This window comes from Candidatus Thorarchaeota archaeon, from assembly GCA_013388835.1.
Classification (GTDB): domain Archaea; phylum Asgardarchaeota; class Thorarchaeia; order Thorarchaeales; family Thorarchaeaceae; genus JACAEL01.
On sequence record JACAEL010000027.1, the window covers coordinates 1 to 21,085 of the forward strand.

Below are 21,085 nucleotides of genomic sequence, written 5' to 3' on the forward strand. Positions count from 1 at the left end.
AGTTCACCCTCACTCTCTATGATCAGTTCTCGACCCAGCTCTACTGTTGCACCCACTGCCCTACATGCATTGATTGTTGCCGTAGTGTCACTGCACAACAACGGATTCCGTATCCTTGTCACACCTCGGGACAGAAGACCGCATACCAGTGCTCGTTGTGTGTAACTCTTTGAAGCGGGCGCGGTCACACATCCCTCAATGTGAGACTCCCCACCCCGTACAATCATAGTGATAGCCTCCTTCTTATCGCCTCTACAACCTCGAGGACTGTCATGCTGTCGGTGTCGATGACAAGGTCCATGGTCTTGTAGTACAACTCCTCTCTGGCCCTCAGAAGAGAACATATCTTGTCGAAACGGTCTCTGTCCGTGAGAAGTGGACGTTCACCACTTCTGGACACTCGCGAAAACACTGTCGTCGCACTCGCCCGTAGCAGAATGACTATCGAGTTCTTTCGTATGTTCCATCGGTTCTCTGGTCTGAGGACCGCACCTCCACCATGACTTATCACATACCCATCCAGGCCGGAGACTTCCTCTATGACTTCAGACTCAAGGTCTCGAAACCTCTGTTCTCCATCACTGTCAAATATCTGACGTATTGTCTTGCCTGCTCTCTTCTGGATCAGGAGGTCCGTGTCTACAAAGGGCCTGTTGATGGACGAACTCAGTGCCTGTCCCACCACAGTCTTTCCCGTCCCCATGAATCCGATGAGTGCGATGTTCTTCATGACTCTGTGAACGCTCCTGACGCATCCAGTTCTCTGAGAAGAGCCGCACGCATGCTCTCTACAGGTATGTCTTCTCGTCGCAGCCATATCCGGAGCGATTCGGCAGCCTGATGAACAAGCACTCCGGTCCCATCAACAACCTTGCAGCCTGCAGTGATGGCTTCCCTGAGAAGAACAGTTCGAATCGGATTATATACAAGATCGACCACAACAAGATGGGCATCGTCTCTGGAGATGTGAATCGGAGTCATGTTCTTCAAGTCGCTACTCATTCCTAGTGGAGTGCAGTTCACAATCATTTCAAAGGAGGAGAGATGCAGACCCGCCTCATGGGACGTGGAGGCCTCAACCGGGATGTCTGAGATGGCGTGTGCCATCTCTCTGAGCTCTAGGGCGTGCTGCATGGTACGATTGTGAATTGCAATCTGTTCGACGCCCATGCTCAACAGGACCGCAATGACTGCACGCGCTGCACCACCAGCACCAAGAATCAGGACATTCATTCCCCGAGGGTTGATATCATTCTCAGTCAGAGATCTCTTGAAGCCAGTACCATCCGTGGAGGTGCCAACCACGCCAGCAGCATTGCAATAGAGTGTATTGACAGACCTCACCAGAGCCGTATGCTCGTCTGCAGGATGAACATGTCTGAGAATCTCTGTCTTGTATGGCATGGTGATGTTGGCCCCATGTATTCTCCCCTCTGACATGTCACGTACCAGTCCTGCCAACTCCTCTCCTCTCAGTGCCAGAGGCTCGTATCTGTACTCCTTGTGAAGACCCAGTGCTCTGAGGGCAGTATTATGAATTACCGGGCTCATAGAGTGTTCGAGAGGACATCCCACCAAAACAATCCGTCGCGTCATGAGAGTGCCTCCACAATACCCCTCATTACTGACAACGACAGTTGACCGGGGGCCACCTCTTGCCCGTCTGACTGGCAGACGTACATGAACGGAGCACCCATGTATAGAGCAGCCACACGTGTAAACTTCCCCACCGGCCCCATTCCAAAGGCGATGAGGTCTCCAGAGCTCCGACCTTTGTGAGTGTATAGACTCAGGACACGAGTTGCCTGTTGAAGAGTCCGAGGCATGGTGACAATCTTCGCGATGTCTGCGCCAAGTTGTTGCATCTGTATCCAGACTGATAGTAGTTCGGGCAGGGCTGGGGCACGGTCATAGAAGTGTCTTGAGACAATCACCTCACATCCCGCTTCCCTAGCTGCATCTATCACCCTGTCCAGTGATGACCGTGGCGCGTCCAACTCGATATCCACGTGAGTTGCTCCTGCATATACAGCGTCGAGGAGCAGACCAATCCGACGGCGCTCACCTCCTTTTCTTCTCTCTCCGGGTGGGGAGGGACGATTTGTGGCCACTATAGGTCTTGTGCATTCACGATAGACTCTCTCAATGTCATTGGTCTGTATCATGAGGTCAATACGATGTTCTACCATGTCTGCATCTGTCTGCTGGGCCTGCTCGATGCACTCATCTGCAGTTGTCCCCGTGAGCGTCATGCACAGTCTCACTGTCCCACTCTCCCCTGCAGGCCCTGAATACAGCCGTCCTTTATACTGCGGACGAGATGTCCAATCTGGTTCAAAGTCGTACTCGGCGCGTCGATGGCCGTATCGTAGATCTGACAGATTGCACTCCCTATGACAACACCTGCAGCTCCAGAACATACCACTCTGGCTGCATGTTCTGGTTTGGATATTCCGAAACCCACAAGGATTGGAATGGGGGACCGCTGAGCGACTCTACGTATCACCTCCTCAATTGCAGGCTGGAGTTGTTCTCGTACCCCTGTGACACCCATTACCGAGGTGAGGTATAGAAGGCCGCTTGCATGTCTTAGTATTCGATCAAGTCGATGATCTGGTGTATTGGGACTGATCATGAGTACGACTCGAATATCATGGTGTGCACCCTGGGCCAGTAATTGATCGGCCTCCTCTATCGGAAGGTCCGGGACAAGAACGGCATTGGCTCCGGCCTCGCATATACGTCGGATGAATACATCAACACCCATATTGTGAAGGATGTTGTAATAACTGGTCACAACAATGGGATCTCTCACTCCATCAGCTCGGAGCCGTGATATTCCTTCTATGGCCTTTTGAGGAGTCATGCCATTGTCAAGCGCTCTCTTACAGGCACGTTGGAAGGTCACCCCATCTGAAGTGGGGTCTGAGAATGGTATGCCAAACTCGATTATGTCGACGCCATTCGAGGTGAGTGTGCGGATGAGTTGGTGGGAGAACTCTGCAGTCGGATCGCCAGAATAGACGTGGGCCATGAGGATAGGATGCCCCTCCGACATCACAACATCCAGCGGATTGGGATTACGTGTACGCATCATTGCGGCCTCCTATGCCGTCATCTGGGCGACCAGTGCCACGTCCTTGTCACCCCTGCCTGAGAGACACACAACAACAAGGTCATCAGAACTGAGCTGACTGCCTGTTCTCTGCAAGTAGGCAATCGCATGTGCACTCTCCAGTGCCGGAATGATGCCCTCATGGCAAGACAGAGTACGAAAGGCCTCGAGTGCCTGCTCATCTGTGGCATTAGTGTACTTGACACGACCAGACTTGTGCAGAGATGCGTGTTCTGGACCCACACCAGGATAGTCCAGACCTGCGGCTATCGAATGGGTCTCACGAATCTGACCGTGCTCATCTTGAAGAAAGTAACTACGTTGGCCATGTAAAACACCCGGTCTACCAGCACATATCGAGGCTCCGTGTCTGTGAGTATCGACTCCAAGTCCGCCAGCCTCAACTCCCACCAACATCACAGGATCGTCCATGAAAGCATGGAATATCCCTATTGCATTGCTTCCTCCTCCCACACACGCAATGATGAGTGTCGGTAGGCGGCCCTCTGAAGCAAGTATCTGTTCGCGGGTCTCACGGCCAATCACCGATTGAAAGTCACGGACAATCATCGGATATGGATGTGGTCCTACGACAGACCCAATCACATAGTGTGTGTCTCTGCTGTTTGCAGCATAGTCACGCAGTGCCTCGTTGATGGCATCCTTTAGTGTTCCCGAACCCGCGGATACGGCGACTACCTCCGCCCCAAACTGGCGCATCCTGAACACGTTCAGAGCCTGGCGTTCGATGTCTTGCGAACCCATGTATATCCGACACTTGATACCCAGTGCTGCACAGGTTGCAGATGTGGCAACACCATGTTGTCCTGCGCCAGTCTCTGCAATTATGCGAGTCTTCCCCATACACTTCGCAAGAAGTACCTGTCCAACGGTGTTGTTGATCTTGTGAGAGCCCAGGTGACACAGGTCCTCCCGCTTCAGGTACACCCTTGGTGCATTGCAGGCCCTTGCAAGTCTGTCAGCCCTGTAGAGTGGAGTTGGTCGTCCTGCAAATCCTCTCAGAAGACTGTCATATTGTGCCCTGAATTGAGGACTCGTCCCTATCTCCTTGTAGGCTCTCTCAAGGTCCTCGAGTACCGGCATCAGAACCTCCGACACATAAGTGCCTCCGAACTCATCATAGTATGCCTGACTCAGTCCCTGTGTCACCTCATCGCGTCCTCCTTCCTAGGTTGACTGTTCTTGCATTGACGAACAAAGTCACGTACCAGTTCCCGATTCTTCAGACCCACCGAGTATTCGACACCAGATGAGACATTGACAGAGTATGGCCTCAGTGCAAGAGCATGATGTACGTTAGAGGGGGTGAGTCCACCTGCAACACCAAAACGTCTACAACATGAGACATACCGCTGACGCAGACACTCGTAGTCAAAGCGGATTCCCATTCCTCCACATCTACCGTCTACTAGTGGTTCAAATAGGATGCAGTCACATGATGAACTCAACTCTCTCAGTTCATCACAGCCAACATCGGCCACACCCGTTCCGCTGTTGACGGATACAGAACAGATGGTCTTGAGACCATGCCCTCTGAGCACATCGAAGTGTTCAGGACGGCACCCGTGAATCTGGACTGCATCGACTTCCGACCTGAGTGCCAGATCACAGGCCGTTTCTATGTCATCATACGGCAGAATGGCCGTTCTTGTGATCATGGGCCCCAGTCTACTTCCGATTTCTCTCACCTCTGCAGGTTCCATACTACGAGCCAGTCCACTGAACAACACAAATCCGAGCGAGTCTATGCCCTCCTCTTCGCACATTATTGCGTCTGAAACGTTGGTGATGCCGCATACCTGTATGCGCGTCGTACGAGATCACCCTCCCGTGACTACATTCTGACCACACATCACCAGTTCTCTCACCGAAGAAGCAACATCATCAGACTTCATCAGATGCGTCCCGACAAGCACCGCGTCCACACGCAGGCCCGAGTCTCTGTAGACCTGTTCTACATCCGCAGGACCGAATATGCCCGATGCTGCAATCAGCACACATTCCCTGTCCAGTCCGTGTGCAGCGGCGATGTTTCTCCGGTCTATTGAGAGGTCTGTGTAGATGTTGCGAGCATTGACCAAGATGAGGCGAGCACCCTGCTGTGTGACTGTTTCAATCTCCTCAGGAGTTGCTGCCTCGACTACTGCTTCCATTCTCAAAGCTCTTCCCACAGACATCAGCTCACTCAGGCTGGCATCTGTACAATCAAGGACTCTTGTCATGAGGAGGCACGCATCCGCCCCTGCAACAGCACACTCTGCAAGGTGTAATGGCTCAAAGAATACCCCCTTGGCAAGTACCGGCAGTGTTGTCATACTTCTGACCCTTGAGAGGAGTTCCATAGAGCCACCAAAATACATGGAGTCGACAAGGACAGATACTGCACTTGCTCCGCCTCTCTCAAACGCTCTGAGAGGCCCCGATACATCATCCGGTGATATCAGTCGGCCCTCTGTCGGTGATGCCGGCTTGATCTCTGCTATGACCTTCACACCACTCTCGTGGCCACCCCACAGGCATTCAGTCAATGAAGTGTGTTGTCGTCGGGCTTGGATCTTTGACTCTGTAATCCTGCCGACCACCTCCCCCAGTTGTTCAGTCAGGGTCATTGCGTCCTCCCTCCTCTGAGTTCAACAGACTTCAGTCTGAGTGACTCTAGTTTTCCCAATGCACTCCCCTCAGCAATCACATCCCTTGCAAGTTCCACCCCGTCACGAATACTTGTCACTGCATCTGCGGCGTATAATCCGGCGCCTGCATTGAGGATCACTATGTCCAGATATGGGGATGCATTGCCGTTCAAGACATCCAACAGTATCTGCCTGTTGTGGTCAGGTTGGCCTCCTCTGATGTCCTCCGGTCTGACTCGTCGCAGGCCAAACTCCTCAGGCTCCACATAATACGTATCAATGTGCGCGCCACTGATCTCTGTGACCTTGGTGGTCCCTGTCGTGGTCAATTCGTCGAGTCCCGACCCGTGCACGACAAGTGCACGTCTGAGTCTGAAGCGACAGAGCACTTCTGCAACCTTCTCTGTCAGTTCGGGCGTGAAGAGTCCCACGAGTTGGTAATTCACAGCAGCAGGATTTGATAGTGGACCTAGGAGGTTGAATACTGTCCGTAGCCCGAGTTCTCTTCGGGGACCGCTCACAAACTTCATGGCCTTGTGAAATGTTGGAGCAAACAGGAATCCAATCCCCAACTCAGAGATACACTGCTCCACCTGAAGTGGTGTCAGGCTGATATCTATCCCGGTTGCCTCCAGGAGATCCGCAGAACCACATTTGCTCGACACACCGCGATTGCCGTGTTTTGCCACAGGAACTCCTGCGCCCGCAATGACAAAGGCTGCAGCTGTCGAGATATTGAATGACGAGGTGCCATCACCGCCGGTCCCACAGGTGTCCAAGGCGTTCTCCGGTACGTTGATGTGTATTGACGTCTGGCGCATTATCTTTGCAAATGCACACAGTTCTTCCGCAGTCTCGCCCTTCATCCTCAGAGCGGTCAGAAAGCCAGCGACCTGTGCAGGGCTCACTACGCCCTGCATGATGGCTGCCATCGTATCAGATGCCTCTTGTTCGGTGAGGTCGACACGTTCCACCAGTTTTGCCAGTATGGGTTGGATCATTCTATTACCTCACCACCACAACTGCCTCCATGCCTGGTGGACGTCCGCCACGAATCTCTGCCATGAACGCTCTGAATGCCTCGGGGGCCAGAGCCTGTGCACCGTCACAGAGTGCCTCTTCAGGACATGGATGTACTTCGACGATCAGCCCATCTGCTCCCACAGCCACTCCAGCCCGCGCGAGCGGAATGACGATATGACGTCTGCCTGCTGCGTGACTGGGGTCCACAAACAGAGGAAGATGCGTCAGAGTCCTCAGCTCAGGAATGCTGGCCAAGTCAAGCGTGAATCTGGAGGAGTCGCTGAAAGTCCTGATTCCGCGTTCGCAGAGGATGACCTGATAGTTTCCCTCTGTCATGATGTATTCGGCAGCAAGCAGAAGTTCTATCAGTGTGGCGGACATACCTCGTTTCAGCAGCACAGGACGCCTCGATCTTCCTGCTCTACGAAGAAGCTCGAAGTTCTGCATGTTTCGTGCCCCAATCTGTATGATGTTTACGTACCGCTCCACAAGATCAAATGTGTTGATGTCAAGCACCTCCGAAACCACCGGGAGTCCTGTCAGTTGTCTTGCCCTGTCGAGAATCTTGAGCCCCTCGATGCCCAGTCCCTGAAACTCGTATGGTGAACTTCGTGGCTTGAATGCGCCACCACGCAGCATATCCGCACCACATTCTTGTACAGTCCGTGCCGCCTTGAGATACTGTTCATCGGACTCGACAGAACATGGTCCCGCCACTATGACCGGCCTGTCTGCACCAATCTCGACTCCGTTGACCTCAATGACTGTACGTTCGGACCTAAACTCGCGACTGGCAAGCGTGTAGGGCTTGGTGACCTCAATCACCCGCACCACACCAGGCATCACCTCGATTCTTGCAGAGTCGATTCGTCCCTCATTTCCTGTGATTCCTATTGCAGTCTGGGTCTTACCCCGTATTGGATGAGGAGTCATCCCCATCTTTCTTATTACCTCAATCACTCCATCTATCTGTTCAGTTGTAGCATCACTATTCATTACCACTAACATGACTCTTCACACCTCGTCAGCTGATCTAGAAAGAGCTCAGGTCTCACAATCTGCATTTTCACATGACCGATGTCTCTCAGGAGAGGAGTCTGAATCCCCTCCATTCTCGTCTTCTTGTCCTGTCTGAAGACCCCATTCAGTATTCTTGGTACGATGTCCACTTCTACATGTGTCGGCAGACCAAATGCAGACAGGAGCGTCCTGATGCGTTCTGGTACTCCAGGGTCAAGGAGTCCCTGATTGACTGATAGCAGGGCCTCGCAGACGATGCCAATAGCGACTGCTTCACCGTGAGAATACTGCAGATGAGAGCATATCTCCAAGGCATGACCAACAGTGTGACCAAAGTTCAGAATCTCTCTCTCGCCACGCTCCTCACGTTCGTCACGTTCAACGACCCTGGCCTTGTGTCGTAGGCATCTCTCTACGATGTATCGAAGAACCGACGACTCCCTCTGTGTCACCCTCTTGTGGTTGCTCTCAAGGAATCTGAACAGGCGTGGGTCCATGGCGACTCCATACTTGATCACCTCCGCCAGACCTGATACATACTCTCTCTCAGGAAGAGTCGTGAGTGTGTCAATGTCGGCGAGAACAATCTCGGGTTGGTAGAAGGTCCCTACCACGTTCTTTCCACTTGACAGGTTTATGCCTGTCTTGCCACCAAGCGAGGAGTCGACCTGGGCGACAAGTGTGGTGGGGATTTGAACCAGTGGCAACCCTCGCTTGAATGTGGACGCAACAAACCCTGTCACGTCACCCACGACTCCGCCGCCTAGTGCTATTAGCATGTCAGTTCTTGAGGCAGAATGCTCAGCAAGAAATGCATAGAGTCGCTCCGCAGTCTGTAGTGTCTTGCTCTGCTCTCCGGCTGGTATGACTTCTGAGTGGACCTCCACAACATTGTATTCTCTCAGCCTCTGACACAACTCCTCAAGGTACAGACCTGCCACATTTGAGTCGGTGACGATGAAGACACGTCGTGGTAGACAATCGAGAATCATATCGGGCGACTCGAGGAGTCTGTCTCCCACGAATACGGTGTATCTCCTGCTGAGTGCAGCGACACTGAACTGAGTGCGTACCATGTCTATCACATCTCCAGGTAATTGGCGATGATCTGTCGTCCCCCCTGAGTCAGTATAGACTCGGGGTGGAACTGAAGACCCACGATAGACCTGTCTTGATGGGCCAGAGCCATTATGGTACCATCCTCAGTTCTTGCCGTCACCTTCAGTTCTGCGGGTAGAGTGTTGGGGTCTATCACCAGAGAGTGATAGCGTGTCACAGTCAATGGACATGCGAGACCACGGAAGACTCCACTACCATCATGGATGACTGACGACACCTTCCCGTGGACTGGAGAACTACCTCTGACAATTCTTGCACCAAAGACATATCCGATGGCTTGGTGACCCAGGCATATCCCAAGAATGGGAAGCGTGCGTCTACCTGTGTCGATGTTCTGTCGTGCATGCCTGAGTATTTCAAGTGACACACCTGCGCTCTGAGGATGACCGGGACCCGGTGAGATGATCACTCTATCAGGTCTAAGACGCATCACTGATTGGAACGTGGTGTTGTTTCGAACCACGCAGACCTCAGCATCACGCTCACCGACATACTGCGCGATGTTGTAGACAAAAGAGTCGAAGTTATCGATTATGACAACCCTACTCACAGGACTCCCTCCGCTCCAAAGCCTTGATCAGGACCGCCATCTTCTGCTCGGTCTCATCATACTCTCTTGAAGGAATGGAGTCTGCTACGACTCCTGCGCCCGCTTGAATGTACACTGTGGAGTTCTTGATGACCATGGACCTGATATTGATTGCAAAGTCCATGTCCCCATTCAAATCAAAGTAGCCAACAGCACCAGCATAAGGTCCTCGTCGCACTGGCTCGAGTTCGTCAATTATCTCCATTGCACGAATCTTTGGAGCACCTGATACTGTACCGGCGGGTAGTGAGGCCCTCAGAGCATCAAACAGATCGCAGTCCTTGCGAAGTCGACCTCTGACTCCGGACACAATGTGTTGGACATGTGAGAACTTCTCGACCTCCATCAGGTGGTCTACTACCACAGACCCATACTCTGAGACTCGCCCTAGGTCATTTCGATGCAGATCGACCAACATGATGTGCTCTGCACGTTCCTTTGGGTCGAGCAGCATCTCTATCTTCAGTCTTTCATCCTCCTCCACGTCGTCTGAGCGTGGACGGGTGCCTGCGATTGGTCTTGTCAGAAGTTCACCACGCCTCAGTTGAACGAGCATCTCAGGAGAGGAACCGATGAGACAGACATCCTCAAAGTCAAGCAGAAACATATACGGAGAGGGGTTTGTTTCTCTCAGGACCTGATACAGCCGCATTCTGTCCCCCTTGAAGGAGTAGGACTTTCGCCGTGCAATGACAACCTGAAAGATGTCACCGTCGAGAATGTAGTCCTTCGCACGCCTTACCGCACTCTCGTATTCGGCACGTGTCATGCTTGAATCCGATTGGCTAGCCTCAAAGTTGCCTGTTGCAATGTCGTCCTCTCTGAGCAGGTCTTCAATACCGTCTTCTACCGAGATAATGTGGACCTTATGCAGTAAGTGGTCGAAACATAGTACTATCGTCGGCAGCATGAAGTAACAGTCCGGTAACCTCCGATCATCTATGGACTGCGATGGCAGTCGCTCAAAGAGCCGAACCATGTCATATGAGAAATAGCCCACCATACCCCTTGCAAATGGCAAATCTGTGGGGGGCGTTCTTCTGTCGAATGAGTAGTATATCTCCCTCAGGCAATCAAAGGGATTGGGGACAGTAGTCCAGTCCCCACCCGTCTTGACCTCATGGCCCTTTGATACAAACTTGAAACCCGGTCTGAACCCAAGTATTGAGAATCGCGCTGCCTTGTGAGGACCTCCCACAGATTCGAGGAGAAACGAGTCACCCGGGTAGTGTCGCCTCAGAGAGAGATAACTCTGTACAGGATTGATAGAGTCTAAGTCGATAGTTCGTATCTCAATGTCATCAAAACTCACAGAGACTGCATCTCTATCGATGCACGGTCTCGCGCCAAACAATATCCCGCCTGTAATGACAATGCCGCCTTGTCATTGCGTTCACCGCCCATCCCCTTTGGAGAACTGCTTTTAAACCTTCCCCACAAACGTCCATTGATGTACACTCTAGTACATAACTACACAGCATATACGACGGGGGTGTTCTCTAGAATAGAGGCTACACTCGTGCGTGTCAGACGGCAATCCAGTACTGCATACTAGGACGAGGATGCGCCACGCGGGCAGGACAGACGAAATAGAGGGAGGAATCGAGCTGCCGAGACAGGTGCTACAGTAGGCATACCGATACTGCTAAGACTACGGATGCCTCCGTCTTCTACACTTTGTACGGGTATCGGTTTGCTGCATCTGTGATGGTACGCTGCATACTGGTGCTCCTCTTGCCATTCGAATACACCATCAATCGGGGATTCATGGGTCAGGAGGTGACGGCCCGCGGCGCTGTCTGGGTCTGGGATGACACACTGACCGTGTTTCCGTACGCTCTTTTGATAGTCCTATTCCTCTATGCTGTGGCCATCTCATTCCTGTGTCTTCTGAGAGGTCTGAACGGCGCCTCATACCCATGGAAGAGAGCTGTATGCACATCAGCAATCATCATCGCGCCCTCCCTTGTTGCGCTACCTAATGACGAAGGTCAACTTGCAGTCTGGACCGGCACATCGAGTCCGGTCTCATTTGGAGTTGGTGCGTCTCTCCTTGCGCTGTTTGTCCTCTTTCCATCGGCGGTCTTTCTTATCGACTCGTCCATGGTTTCAAGAAGGGGTACGCGTAAGGTCCTCTGGGTCGTGACTGCGGTGACCTGTCTCTTTGCTCCGTTCTCATTGGAGGAATTCCACGGTCTGCTTGGACATAGCGAGCGGGTCGTCAACTGCGGCGTGGTGTGCATTGCGTCAGGAAGATGGGGTCTCACAGACTCGTCGGTCTTCCGAGTCATAGAGCCTGCGACGCCACCAGACCTGAGCTACACCGTGAGTGACTTCTCTTCGCTCCTTGTGGTCCTGATGAGACTGATGTTCCTGATGGTCCTTACATGGCACCTCTCGGGGAGGACAACATCCACTTGGAGGCTGCTAGCGGCAGCTGCAGCTCTCGAAGTCGCAACAACCCTCACAGTGTTGGACGCGGTCTCCCGTGCTTCTCCGCCCCCGGTACAGTCTTGGAGCCTGCTGCCCCTCCCAAGCGTACTACCCATTGCACTGGCTGTGGCATGGATAGCACGGAGAATTGAGTGCAGAGAACGCGCGAAGAGTTCCGGCACGGACAGACAGACGGAAATGCTTGCGGGAGACGATATGATCACTGTTCCACTCTCCGTTCGTGTCATGTCCACTCTCTTGTTGATTGAGAGAAGGCTGTGTAAGAAGATCCAACGTCTAGCGAGCGGGCGGTCCGTTCGAAACTCCGAATGACAGTTCACTGTAAGTTGGACGAAGTAGGACCTTGGAATGCCACCCGAGTCCGGTCAAGAACGGCACTGGGACTATTCCTCGAGGTCAATGGAATTACCGGACAACATCAAGATTGGTGTCGCTACACGTTTCCATACCTTGCAGGTGGTGTCCTGATGGCCCATTGTGATTACGACGGTGACGGCTATGAGGACATGGTGAACGTGGCGGTCTCGTATCTGCCAGACAGCAGTGCAGTGGTTTCGCTTGTCTTCTGGAGGAACTAGGTGAAACATCGCTAGTACCCTTCTCATGGGGAGCAGGGAATGCGACGGTGCTATTGGACAGGCAGTTCATCTACTATACTCTCCAGCTGTGTCAGATAAACGGAGACCCCACCCCCGAGCTTTTCACCGCGTCGGGCACACGACAGCCCTACTGGTGCCCGTTCGTGAAAGGCCTCAAGTACGCATACTACGTCTCGGTAGATGAGGTCGTCTGAGACCCGCATCGGATTTGCGTACACATGTGACGCCCTCAATACCTTGCCGGTCACGAGAAGTCGTCACTGGTTCTCTCTGCCACAGGCATCCCTCTCCACCTAGCATTTCAGGAGGTATCGTTTCGAGCATCCGCTTCAGTCTCATGACGTAGTTGCGAAAGACCTGCAGTCCGTGACTCGTTATCTCGACCACCACCAGAGGTCTCCACGATATCACTCGTCGTGTTCTCACGAGTCCTGCCTCCTCGAGCTTCCGGAGGTGATGGTCTAGGTTTCCCGGAGTCACACACGACAGCTGTTGCAGCTCCATGAGACCCACCCGCCTCTTGAGGAAGAGGAGGTAGATGAGAGAGCAACGGGGCTTAGCATGAGAGACCTTCTCCTCTTCGCTCAGGGCAAGAAGGTTCTCCACGGTGAGTCACCTACGCCGCGGTCTCCTGCGGAGAGTCCGGTGCCCTCCGAGAAAGCCTCAGTGTCGCAGTGCCAGCCATGATGAAGCACAGAGAGAACGAATTGAGTGCAGCATGTGTGGACATGACATGGTTTGTGACACAGAAGTCTCAGAGATCCATCATGCACCACTCGATTGGCGCTGGTGTCCTGTGTACCGGTATCTTGATGATGTACCGCGGAATCAAGAAAAGCCGCATGTACTTCAGCCCGATGGTGGAGCAAAGGAAAGTGGTCTACAACCCATCTCCCTTTGAAGACCCCTTCCACCAGAGCCCACATCATAGATTGACAAGGAGGATGAGAGATGGCAGACGACATGGAAATGACCGATGACGAACAGACGGTCCTTGAAGAAGCGAAGCGGGTGTGTGAAGCGCTGGGGACGACGCCCCCATCACGCGTGACCATAAAGGGCGCAGCACTCACTCCGAGAGAAGGTCTCCGTGACAGCGGCAGACATCTGGTAGTCTATCGGGAGAGCCGCATCGAGGACTATCGGGACACAATAGTGTGGTGTTACTTGACGCAGCAGCTGAAGAGCCACAAAGACCCCTTCGTGCGGAATCCGCACCGGTATGACATGGTGCTGAGTGTCTTTGCCCTTGCGATGTTTGCAGCCGTGCTCCTGTCAGCCCGCTTCATGGGGAAGCTAATCGCTCTTGTTGCCCTTGGAGTTGTCATTGGCTCGTACATCTACGCTTCATATCGGTTCGGCTACGTCAAGGAACACTACGCTGACGTCGTGGGCGCAGCCATGAAAAACACCGGGAATTGGTCCGCAGACGAGGTCGAGGAGTTCATGAAGGGCGCTCAGACCGAAGGGTTGTGGCTCACTCTTCTGCTTGCATTCATGATGGCGGCAGTCGGTGTGATACTTCTGGCTGCTCTGTAGGATCTCTGAAGTCCCACCTCTAGTCGGGTTGAGTGAAACTTCGCCGATGAACCGAACGTTCCGACTGAAGCTGGGTTACCCCACACCTGTCACGGAGTGGCTCTGCATGCCCTCCCTTCAAGCTCAGAATGGTCCACTCACGAGTCCAATGCGTCTATCACCTTAACCGGCTGATTGCCCGAGGCATTATCGAAAAGAAACCCTATGGCGAGTACGGCGTGCGGCCAGACGCTGACCTCGGGTTACTTGGCAACCTTCTGTATCTGGGGCGATAGCCTGTGTGATGCCGTTGGCAGCCATGGGGACGTGTGGTTGCGAACGCGTTTCAGTCTTCTGCCTGCCCACACCCAAGCAATTGAGCACACACCAGTCACTCATCTGGTTGGGAGCTGTCAGCTGGTGGCAGTCATTGGTCAGAACGAGAGCAGGCGGTATGGCACGGACTGACTTGGTCCCTGACCCTAGAGGTGTTTGGCCAGCTGAGTCATCACCTCGAACTCCCTGTCGTGGATTCGTTCGAGGAGCTCCTTCACCGGTCTGATGAACTCGACAAAGTGAGTGGACTCAGACTTGGCGGCCTCCTCCGCAAGGCACGGGACTCTTGCACTCAGTTTCCTCACTCTCTCGAGGGCGGTCACTCCCTCGGTTTCCATGATTCGATTGGACTCCCACTGAATTCTCCTGAGCTCACACAGCGCAGGATACTCGTCTGGCAGGAGGCCGTTGGCGACCTCGATCCACATCTCAGAGATTGCGAGATAGTCATCCGATGCTCTTGACAGGGTGTTGTCGTCCATTGCGTCGGCCGCCTCCCGAAGGAAGTCCGAGTAGATTCGCCTGAAGATAGCCCCACCCGAGCCGCCGGTCTCGATGTAGATGTAGTGCATCATCAGGGCATGGACGAGAGCCTTGGGGTCAGGAATGAGCTTGGGGTACCTGCTCAACTCCAGACTCCACTTGAGTATCCCCTTCACTCCTATATTGGCGATTGGAGGATTCAGGAGCGCTTCTGCGTTCTCTCGGATGGCCGCCGGGATGATCTCCTTTAGAGGCGTCAGGGTCTTCGGGAAGGTGAACCTCACCATCTGGTTCATTGCCGGGAAGGGTTTGAACTCCGACGCCCTGGCCTGCTTCAGTCGCTTCAGCGACATTGTCAGAGTGCTGGGAAACCTGTCAGAGATATATACGAGGTCCTGCACTTCATCGACTCCGTACACTAGGAAGTTGTGTTCCCCGAAGTGATCGTCATCTCCCGTCGACAGGTGGTCCAGATACGCGATGTCGACACAGACCAGTCCCGGCTGTCCGGCGCTAAGGGTCTCCATCAGGAAGGCGTGTGCCTTGGCTTGGCTCTTCGTCAGGATGCTCTCAAAGTCACCTCCTAGTCGACGGGCGGCCTTCCCGAGTATTCCGGGGAACTTCCGGCAGTCCGCTCGGTTCATTCCACCGATGACTGGATACGGCATCATCTTCATGAACCAGTAGACGAAGCCCATGCCTGCCGATATTCCCAGAAGCATCGGTTCACTTATGTCATGCCCCAGATGGTGCATCAGACGGACCATAGCGCTGGTCTGGCAGTTCTTCCCTCCACCTGAGTGTGAGAAGTCGAGGACTACCCGCTGCAGTTTCTCGGGGTCAGATTGGGCGGTGGACGACTTCGAAGCCACGCACTTTCCTCCGGTCAAGATGCAACAGTTCGATGCTTATAAGATGCTTCACTGGTGGAATCGCGAACGTTTTGCCTGAACCGAGCACTGGGCGCTGGCCTGACGTATTCCTGTGCCCAGCTTCAGAAGGTATGGACTGAGTCTAGCATACGTTTACGGCCATCGAGTCTTCCACGCCAGTACACCTTGCGGGTTCTCTTCGACCATGTTGCTGCTGCTGTCGGCCACAAACAGAGGTCGCACACCCGGACGACGAGAAATACCGACGCTCTAGGCGTCTGAAACACGTGTACAGCCGCACTAGTCCAAGCAGAAGCGTTTACTCTCCCATGTGCACGACTGCCAGCGTGTACTATGGTGTGAGTGTACACCCGAGCCTGTGCTCCGGTACACGTATGCATGGAAGGCGGCGTCAAGTCGAACCTTCGGCTACGGTACACGATACCACTAGCGTGAGGAAGATGCACACCAGAACATTCATGGAGCATGGTAGGCATGTTCACGAACGTGCCAATGTTGCAGGATGGGAAGCCTGTGGTGATCAGATACCACTGCAATGATGGACTAATGGATGCGGCGATACCATCCGCACTGTAGTTCAAGCACTCGCCTCATGAGATTGGCATGGCTTCTGCTTCGCCTGCATCGAGCGGCTTGTCACTCTTCTGTGGGCAATCATATGGGGCTGAGGTTGAGTCGCCGAATGCATAACGTCATAAGGCGGTCTGATACTGACTCCCTCACAGGTGTCACAAGGATCACGCGTTTTCTGATACTGGCATAGAGAGGGGATGAATCCCGTTTCGGCTCCATGAAGGAACTCGCTGCTTTTGAACTACCTGTGAATCGCAGAAGCGAGTGTGCAAGACATGAGTTACGAGAATAAGCCCGTAGAGGCTACAGTGGCCCAGTTGAGGCCAAGAATGAGTAGTGTTGCAGTCACCTTCAAGGTTGTCGAAATCGGCGACGAGCGAGAGGTCAGTTCGCGGAGTTCCGGTGAGAACCATCGCGTTGCAGACGCCATTGTGGGCGACTCAACCGGTACGGTCCGGCTACCACTCTGGGACGATGCGATTGAATCGGTCAAGCTCGGGGACACGTACACGCTGACGAATGGTTACACAGGTCTGTTCAAGGGAACGCTTCGCCTGAACATTGGCAAGTTCGGAAAGATAACTGCCGCCAGAGTGTCAATAGACAAAGTGAACACCTCTGTTGACATGTCTGCTCAGCAACATGATGACACAAGGCCACCCCGCAGGGACTATCGCGGTAGCCCGAACGGAAGCGGGAGCGAGTCTGGCAGCAGAAGCGCTAACAGCAGGTCCGGCACAGGCTCAGGCGGTGGACGTCCTACCAGCCCGAGCAGTCGCAGATCCACTGGAAGCGACAGCTGGGGATATAGTGCCAGCAACAGAGGCAGCCGCGGCCCACCCAGTCGCAACGACCGTGGACGACGCTACTAGTCATACTGGGAGTTCCACGCTTAATAGGGGCGACACAGCTCGGTCGAAGTACACCAATGACAACAGACGCTGATGTCGCAGTAATAGGCGGCGGCCCGGCCGGGCTCAGCGCAGCGAGGACGCTCAACCAGGCCGGTATTGGGTCTGTCCTGTTGACCAGAGAGTCATCACCAGGTGCTACGAAGCCCTGCGGGGGTTTTGTCCCCGTCAGGTGTCTTGACGAGTTTGGACTTGAGCGTTTCAGCGGATGCTATGAGGTGTCCGGAGTACGAATGAGCTTCCCAGGGCAGGAACCGTGTGTTGTAGAGTTCGACGAGCCCGTCGGATACAACTCCACCAGATATGACCTGGGCAGAGCGCTTCTTGACTGGGCGGGTCGCGGAGAATGTCAAGTCCGACTCGACACCGTTGTTGGGGCTGTGACAGAGGAGTCCGACAGGTGTTCATTGCGATGCCATTGTCGTGGCGAGCACTACACGCTTCATGTACAGATGGTGATTGATGCCAGCGGAGTGAATCCTGTCTCACTCAGATCTGGACTGGTCAGGAGACGTCTTGATGCAGGGCAGCTCGGATACGCCGTCCAGTACCAGATGAGAGTCCCGTCGGATGCCAAAGACCTCGAACCCCTGAACACCTTCCTCTATGGTCGTGACTACTCGCCCGGCGGCTATGCGTGGGTCTTTCCAAGACGCAGGGAGGCTGCAGTCGGCACCGGAGGCCTTGTGTCGAGAGTACGCTCCAGCGGAAGGAGTCTGCATTCCTACATTGACACCATACTGAGTTCCGTGGAGCCAGTGAAGGCCCAGCTGCAGGAAGCAGAAGTGACGAGGAGAGAAGCGGCCCTTCTTCCATTGTCTGGCGTGGTTCGACCTTCGTTCTCAAGACGAGTGTTGCTCGCGGGCGATTCGGCCGGACAGTGTTCACCCATAACGGGTGAGGGCATCTACTATGCAATGGCGGGAGGTCAGATGGCTGCCGAAGTCGCCGCTGAGGCAGTGAAGGACTCAGGTCTCTCTTCGGACCAGTTGAGAGCCTACGAGAAGAGGTGGACACGGACATTGGGATTAGACCTGAAGTGGGGTCTGTGGCTTCAGAAGAGATTCACTCGCTCCGGTTCAGGTACCTCGAAGGCGACTTTCCTTAGCTCAGAGAGGTCAAAGCGTGTTGTCGCGGAGATGCTCGTGGGCAGGCGGTCGGTGCTCAGCGCAATGCTCTCTATCGCGCCAAGCTACGTGAGGTCACATCTTGACTAGCCATGGTCCAGTGACGTTCTACAGACTGCTACAAGTGTGCGTCGATGCGATACAGCGCCTAGAGATAGCAATGCGTACAAGTCTTGGAGCACGGCGTTTTCTCTCATGACAGGAATGGCAAGGAAAGAGCTAGTGGTAGCGTCCACCACATGTCTACTACTAATCCTCAGATGGTATCCTGATTGAGAATGCTTAAAACTATGAAGTCAGGGACTGCATGGTCAACAATCGTAACATAGCGATTGAACTCTTAGACTCTCTTGGCGGCGCACTCAGCAACAACAGCTTGGAAGGCGATGTGGAAGGTGTCTATCTGCAACGTTCTGACACCTGCCTCCTCACCGGGAACTGGCTCAACGTGACGGGTCATGGCTTCATCCTGAAAGATTCCCAGAATGTGACTGTCGCGAACAGTACTGTTATTGTGAGAGATTCCGCAGGCATCTACCTTGAGAACACGAACAGATCTCTGCTTTCCGGCAATTCTGTCACAGGCGGCAGCCAGGGCCTCCATCTATGGCATTCCAACAACAATACCGTGTCAAGTAACAACGTTACCCGCTTCGTGACAAATGGCCTCTACATCTTTCAATCGGCGAACAACACGCTGGACAGGAATCTCGCAGACGGTGGTCTCAACGGATTTGCTGTTGATAGTTCCGACCACATCGACCTGGCTCGCAATGTCGCCACTAGCATCATCAACTATGGATTCGTGCTTGACGATTCGCATGACGTGTCGTTAGATAGCAGTAATGCGACCAACAGTCGTCTCGGGTTCTATCTTCATGGAGCTGGGTTTGTTCTACTGACCGGTAACCTCGCTGCAGACAGTCCGGACTTCGGATATCACTTGGAGTCCTCACACAATTGCACACTGACCGGCAATAGCGCTTCTAACTGCTCCAGCTCGTTCTTTCTGACGCAGTCAGACAACTGCAGCCTGACCAGCAATGTTGCAACCAACGGCGATATTGGTTTCGAACTCGACAACTCGGATAATAACATGCTCATCTCGAATACAGCGGCTCAGAATGCAGATACCGGTTTCAGTCTGTACGGGTCAAGGACAACGTCCTGATTGGAAACACCGCAGTTGAGAATGTCTACTATGGCTGCTATGTCGAGAATTCAGTCTACAATGAACTGACCAACAACAGTGTTTCTCACAGCTATTACGGCTTCAGACTTGAGTCTTCGTCGAACAATCAACTCAACAACAACTCTGCTACCAACAACACATACGATGGTTTCTACCTGCACCTCTCAGGCAGTAACAGCTTGGTTGGTAATGCTGCGAGTAACAACAACAACGGTCTCCGACTTTTATATTCCGATTACAATGAGCTGAGAGAGAACACAGCGAACAAGAATTCAGCTACTGGTATCGCGCTGATCACTTCCATCCACAACACATTAGTCCGCAACAGCGTGACCTACAACTACCGTGGTTTCGAACTTGCCACCAATTCGAACTATAACACTCTGGTCAACAACACTGTGGCGCACAACAGTGGTTTCGGTATCAGCGTCAGTAGCTGTACTAATAACAAGATATACCTCAACACATTTGAATTGAACTCACAGAATGCGAATGATGGTGGCGGCTCAAACAACGCGTGGGATGACTCGGTCTCTCTTGGCAATTACTGGGATGACTACAGCGGCAGCGGGGTCTATGCCATACCGGGCTCGTCAAACAGCGTGGACCACTATCCCATATTCGTGGACTCTCTTCCCCCGACCATAGACAGTCCTGACGATGTGACATACGCGGAGGGAACCACGAATCACTGGGTGACTTGGACTCCCACTGATGCCCATCCCTAAAGCCACATCATCTACCGTGACTGGACCACTCCCCTGTCCGGTGCTTGGGATGGGGGTCAACTCTCAGTCGATGTAGGGGGTCTCGCTCTGGGAACGTACAACTGCACGATTGTGGTGACTGATGTGGGCAACAACACGGCCCGAGATGAGGTCCTAGTGGTGGTCTTCGATGGGACGGCTCCGACCGTGAACAGCCCCTCTGACATCAACTACAACGAGTCTACTACCGGGCATTCCATAACTTGGGACCCGTCAGACCTTCATCCGCACAGCTACGCCATCTACCTGAATGGCACTCCTGTGAGGTCAGGCCTCTGGAACTCGAGCTCCGAGGTGATCGTCATCTCAGTCGATGGTCTGCTGCGTGGCACCTACAACTACACGCTTGTGGTGACTGACATCGACAACAACACTGCCGCAGACACCGTGATAGTGACCGTGGCGCCTCCACCGACGACGACGGTGACCACTACAACGACAACCACCACTACGACAGCCCCAAACGCCACGACCACACCTCCGCCCTTCAGTGGTGAGCTAATACTCCTTAGGCGGCGCGGCAGCAGCGGTGATACTCGTCGTTCTGGTGTCGAGTCTGGTCCGACGCAAGGCTTCCTAAAGGCCGCATTGGCGCTTGCAGTTCTGCCTCAGCCTCTCTCCCCAGTGGGCTGCTCATTCCGGAGGGCCCGCGGCGGGAGTCCGTCGTGCCCGTGACATCAGCTGATGCAGACTGCAAGACCGTTCATTTTTAGTT

23 protein-coding genes are annotated in these 21,085 nt (G+C 53.7%); 8 read left to right on the forward strand and 15 right to left on the reverse strand.

What is annotated here, in order from left to right; all coding sequences use genetic code 11:
• From HXY34_05680 to HXY34_05740, 13 genes are all read right to left on the reverse strand, one after another.
• A partial coding sequence (locus HXY34_05680) for a 3-phosphoshikimate 1-carboxyvinyltransferase (GenBank protein ID NWF95611.1) occupies positions 1-227 on the reverse strand: 227 nt, incomplete at its 3' end.
• Positions 224-730: a shikimate kinase gene (locus tag HXY34_05685; protein ID NWF95612.1), complete on the reverse strand. Its 507-nt coding sequence runs from the start codon at positions 728-730 to the stop codon at positions 224-226. The genes HXY34_05680 and HXY34_05685, both read right to left, overlap by 4 nt.
• Positions 727-1,596, reverse strand: a complete 870-nt coding sequence (gene aroE / locus HXY34_05690; GenBank protein ID NWF95613.1) for a shikimate dehydrogenase — start codon at positions 1,594-1,596, stop codon at positions 727-729. Before aroE ends, HXY34_05685 begins: the two co-directional genes overlap by 4 nt.
• The gene (locus tag HXY34_05695; GenBank protein ID NWF95614.1) at positions 1,593-2,252 is read right to left on the reverse strand and encodes a type I 3-dehydroquinate dehydratase; all 660 of its coding nucleotides are present in this window, start codon (positions 2,250-2,252) and stop codon (positions 1,593-1,595) included. The genes aroE and HXY34_05695 overlap by 4 nt, the downstream gene beginning before the upstream one ends.
• Positions 2,253-2,260: 8 nt before the next feature.
• On the reverse strand, positions 2,261-3,097 hold the full coding sequence (gene trpA, locus HXY34_05700; GenBank protein ID NWF95615.1) for a tryptophan synthase subunit alpha: 837 nt from the start codon (positions 3,095-3,097) through the stop codon (positions 2,261-2,263).
• A gap of 9 nt (positions 3,098-3,106) precedes the next feature.
• Positions 3,107-4,273 (reverse strand): tryptophan synthase subunit beta, encoded by a 1,167-nt coding sequence (gene trpB / locus HXY34_05705; protein NWF95616.1) that lies wholly within the window; start codon positions 4,271-4,273, stop codon positions 3,107-3,109.
• A gap of 8 nt (positions 4,274-4,281) precedes the next feature.
• Entirely contained in the window at positions 4,282-4,902 is a 621-nt protein-coding gene (locus HXY34_05710) for a phosphoribosylanthranilate isomerase (GenBank protein NWF95617.1), read from the reverse strand.
• A 54-nt stretch (positions 4,903-4,956) separates the two neighbouring features.
• Positions 4,957-5,745 (reverse strand): indole-3-glycerol-phosphate synthase, encoded by a 789-nt coding sequence (locus HXY34_05715; GenBank protein ID NWF95618.1) that lies wholly within the window; start codon positions 5,743-5,745, stop codon positions 4,957-4,959.
• Positions 5,742-6,767: an anthranilate phosphoribosyltransferase gene (gene trpD / locus HXY34_05720; GenBank protein ID NWF95619.1), complete on the reverse strand. Its 1,026-nt coding sequence runs from the start codon at positions 6,765-6,767 to the stop codon at positions 5,742-5,744. The genes HXY34_05715 and trpD overlap by 4 nt, the downstream gene beginning before the upstream one ends.
• 4 nt (positions 6,768-6,771) lie before the next feature.
• Positions 6,772-7,797: a 3-deoxy-7-phosphoheptulonate synthase gene (gene aroF / locus HXY34_05725; protein ID NWF95620.1), complete on the reverse strand. Its 1,026-nt coding sequence runs from the start codon at positions 7,795-7,797 to the stop codon at positions 6,772-6,774.
• Positions 7,791-8,885 carry a 3-dehydroquinate synthase gene (aroB, locus tag HXY34_05730; GenBank protein NWF95621.1) on the reverse strand — a complete coding sequence of 365 codons (1,095 nt, stop codon included), beginning with the start codon at positions 8,883-8,885 and terminating at the stop codon, positions 7,791-7,793. Before aroB ends, aroF begins: the two co-directional genes overlap by 7 nt.
• A 5-nt stretch (positions 8,886-8,890) precedes the next feature.
• On the reverse strand, positions 8,891-9,478 hold the full coding sequence (locus HXY34_05735) for an aminodeoxychorismate/anthranilate synthase component II (protein NWF95622.1): 588 nt from the start codon (positions 9,476-9,478) through the stop codon (positions 8,891-8,893).
• A complete protein-coding gene (locus HXY34_05740; GenBank protein NWF95623.1) occupies positions 9,471-10,829 on the reverse strand; it encodes an anthranilate synthase component I family protein in 1,359 nt (452 codons plus the stop codon). Before HXY34_05740 ends, HXY34_05735 begins: the two co-directional genes overlap by 8 nt.
• A 422-nt stretch (positions 10,830-11,251) precedes the next feature.
• On the opposite strand from HXY34_05740, the gene HXY34_05745 reads away from it, so the two are divergent.
• Both HXY34_05745 and HXY34_05750 read left to right on the forward strand, forming a co-directional pair.
• On the forward strand, positions 11,252-12,283 hold the full coding sequence (locus HXY34_05745; GenBank protein ID NWF95624.1) for a hypothetical protein: 1,032 nt from the start codon (positions 11,252-11,254) through the stop codon (positions 12,281-12,283).
• Between the two features lie 14 nt (positions 12,284-12,297).
• On the forward strand, positions 12,298-12,549 hold the full coding sequence (locus HXY34_05750) for a hypothetical protein (protein ID NWF95625.1): 252 nt from the start codon (positions 12,298-12,300) through the stop codon (positions 12,547-12,549).
• A gap of 174 nt (positions 12,550-12,723) precedes the next feature.
• Here the strand turns inward: HXY34_05750 and HXY34_05755 are convergent, their stop codons facing one another.
• Positions 12,724-13,176 carry a transcriptional regulator gene (locus HXY34_05755; protein NWF95626.1) on the reverse strand — a complete coding sequence of 151 codons (453 nt, stop codon included), beginning with the start codon at positions 13,174-13,176 and terminating at the stop codon, positions 12,724-12,726.
• A 345-nt stretch (positions 13,177-13,521) separates the two neighbouring features.
• Here HXY34_05755 and HXY34_05760 point away from each other — a divergent pair, with 345 nt between their 5' ends.
• Positions 13,522-14,109, forward strand: coding sequence for a hypothetical protein (locus HXY34_05760; protein ID NWF95627.1), 588 nt, complete (start codon positions 13,522-13,524; stop codon positions 14,107-14,109).
• A gap of 461 nt (positions 14,110-14,570) precedes the next feature.
• On the opposite strand, the gene HXY34_05765 is transcribed toward HXY34_05760, so the two are convergent.
• Positions 14,571-15,779 carry a BtrH N-terminal domain-containing protein gene (locus tag HXY34_05765; protein ID NWF95628.1) on the reverse strand — a complete coding sequence of 403 codons (1,209 nt, stop codon included), beginning with the start codon at positions 15,777-15,779 and terminating at the stop codon, positions 14,571-14,573.
• Positions 15,780-16,648: 869 nt separating this feature from the next.
• On the opposite strand from HXY34_05765, the gene HXY34_05770 reads away from it, so the two are divergent.
• The 5 genes from HXY34_05770 to HXY34_05790 all read left to right on the forward strand — a co-directional run bounded on the left by HXY34_05770 (position 16,649) and on the right by HXY34_05790 (position 21,045).
• The gene (locus tag HXY34_05770) at positions 16,649-17,245 is read left to right on the forward strand and encodes a hypothetical protein (protein NWF95629.1); all 597 of its coding nucleotides are present in this window, start codon (positions 16,649-16,651) and stop codon (positions 17,243-17,245) included.
• A 56-nt stretch (positions 17,246-17,301) separates the two neighbouring features.
• A complete protein-coding gene (locus HXY34_05775; GenBank protein ID NWF95630.1) occupies positions 17,302-18,501 on the forward strand; it encodes an NAD(P)/FAD-dependent oxidoreductase in 1,200 nt (399 codons plus the stop codon).
• A 217-nt stretch (positions 18,502-18,718) separates the two neighbouring features.
• Positions 18,719-19,582 carry a right-handed parallel beta-helix repeat-containing protein gene (locus HXY34_05780; protein NWF95631.1) on the forward strand — a complete coding sequence of 288 codons (864 nt, stop codon included), beginning with the start codon at positions 18,719-18,721 and terminating at the stop codon, positions 19,580-19,582.
• A 200-nt stretch (positions 19,583-19,782) separates the two neighbouring features.
• On the forward strand, positions 19,783-20,331 hold the full coding sequence (locus HXY34_05785) for a right-handed parallel beta-helix repeat-containing protein (GenBank protein NWF95632.1): 549 nt from the start codon (positions 19,783-19,785) through the stop codon (positions 20,329-20,331).
• Between the two features lie 123 nt (positions 20,332-20,454).
• Positions 20,455-21,045 carry a hypothetical protein gene (locus tag HXY34_05790; GenBank protein ID NWF95633.1) on the forward strand — a complete coding sequence of 197 codons (591 nt, stop codon included), beginning with the start codon at positions 20,455-20,457 and terminating at the stop codon, positions 21,043-21,045.
• Positions 21,046-21,085: the final 40 nt, after the last annotated feature.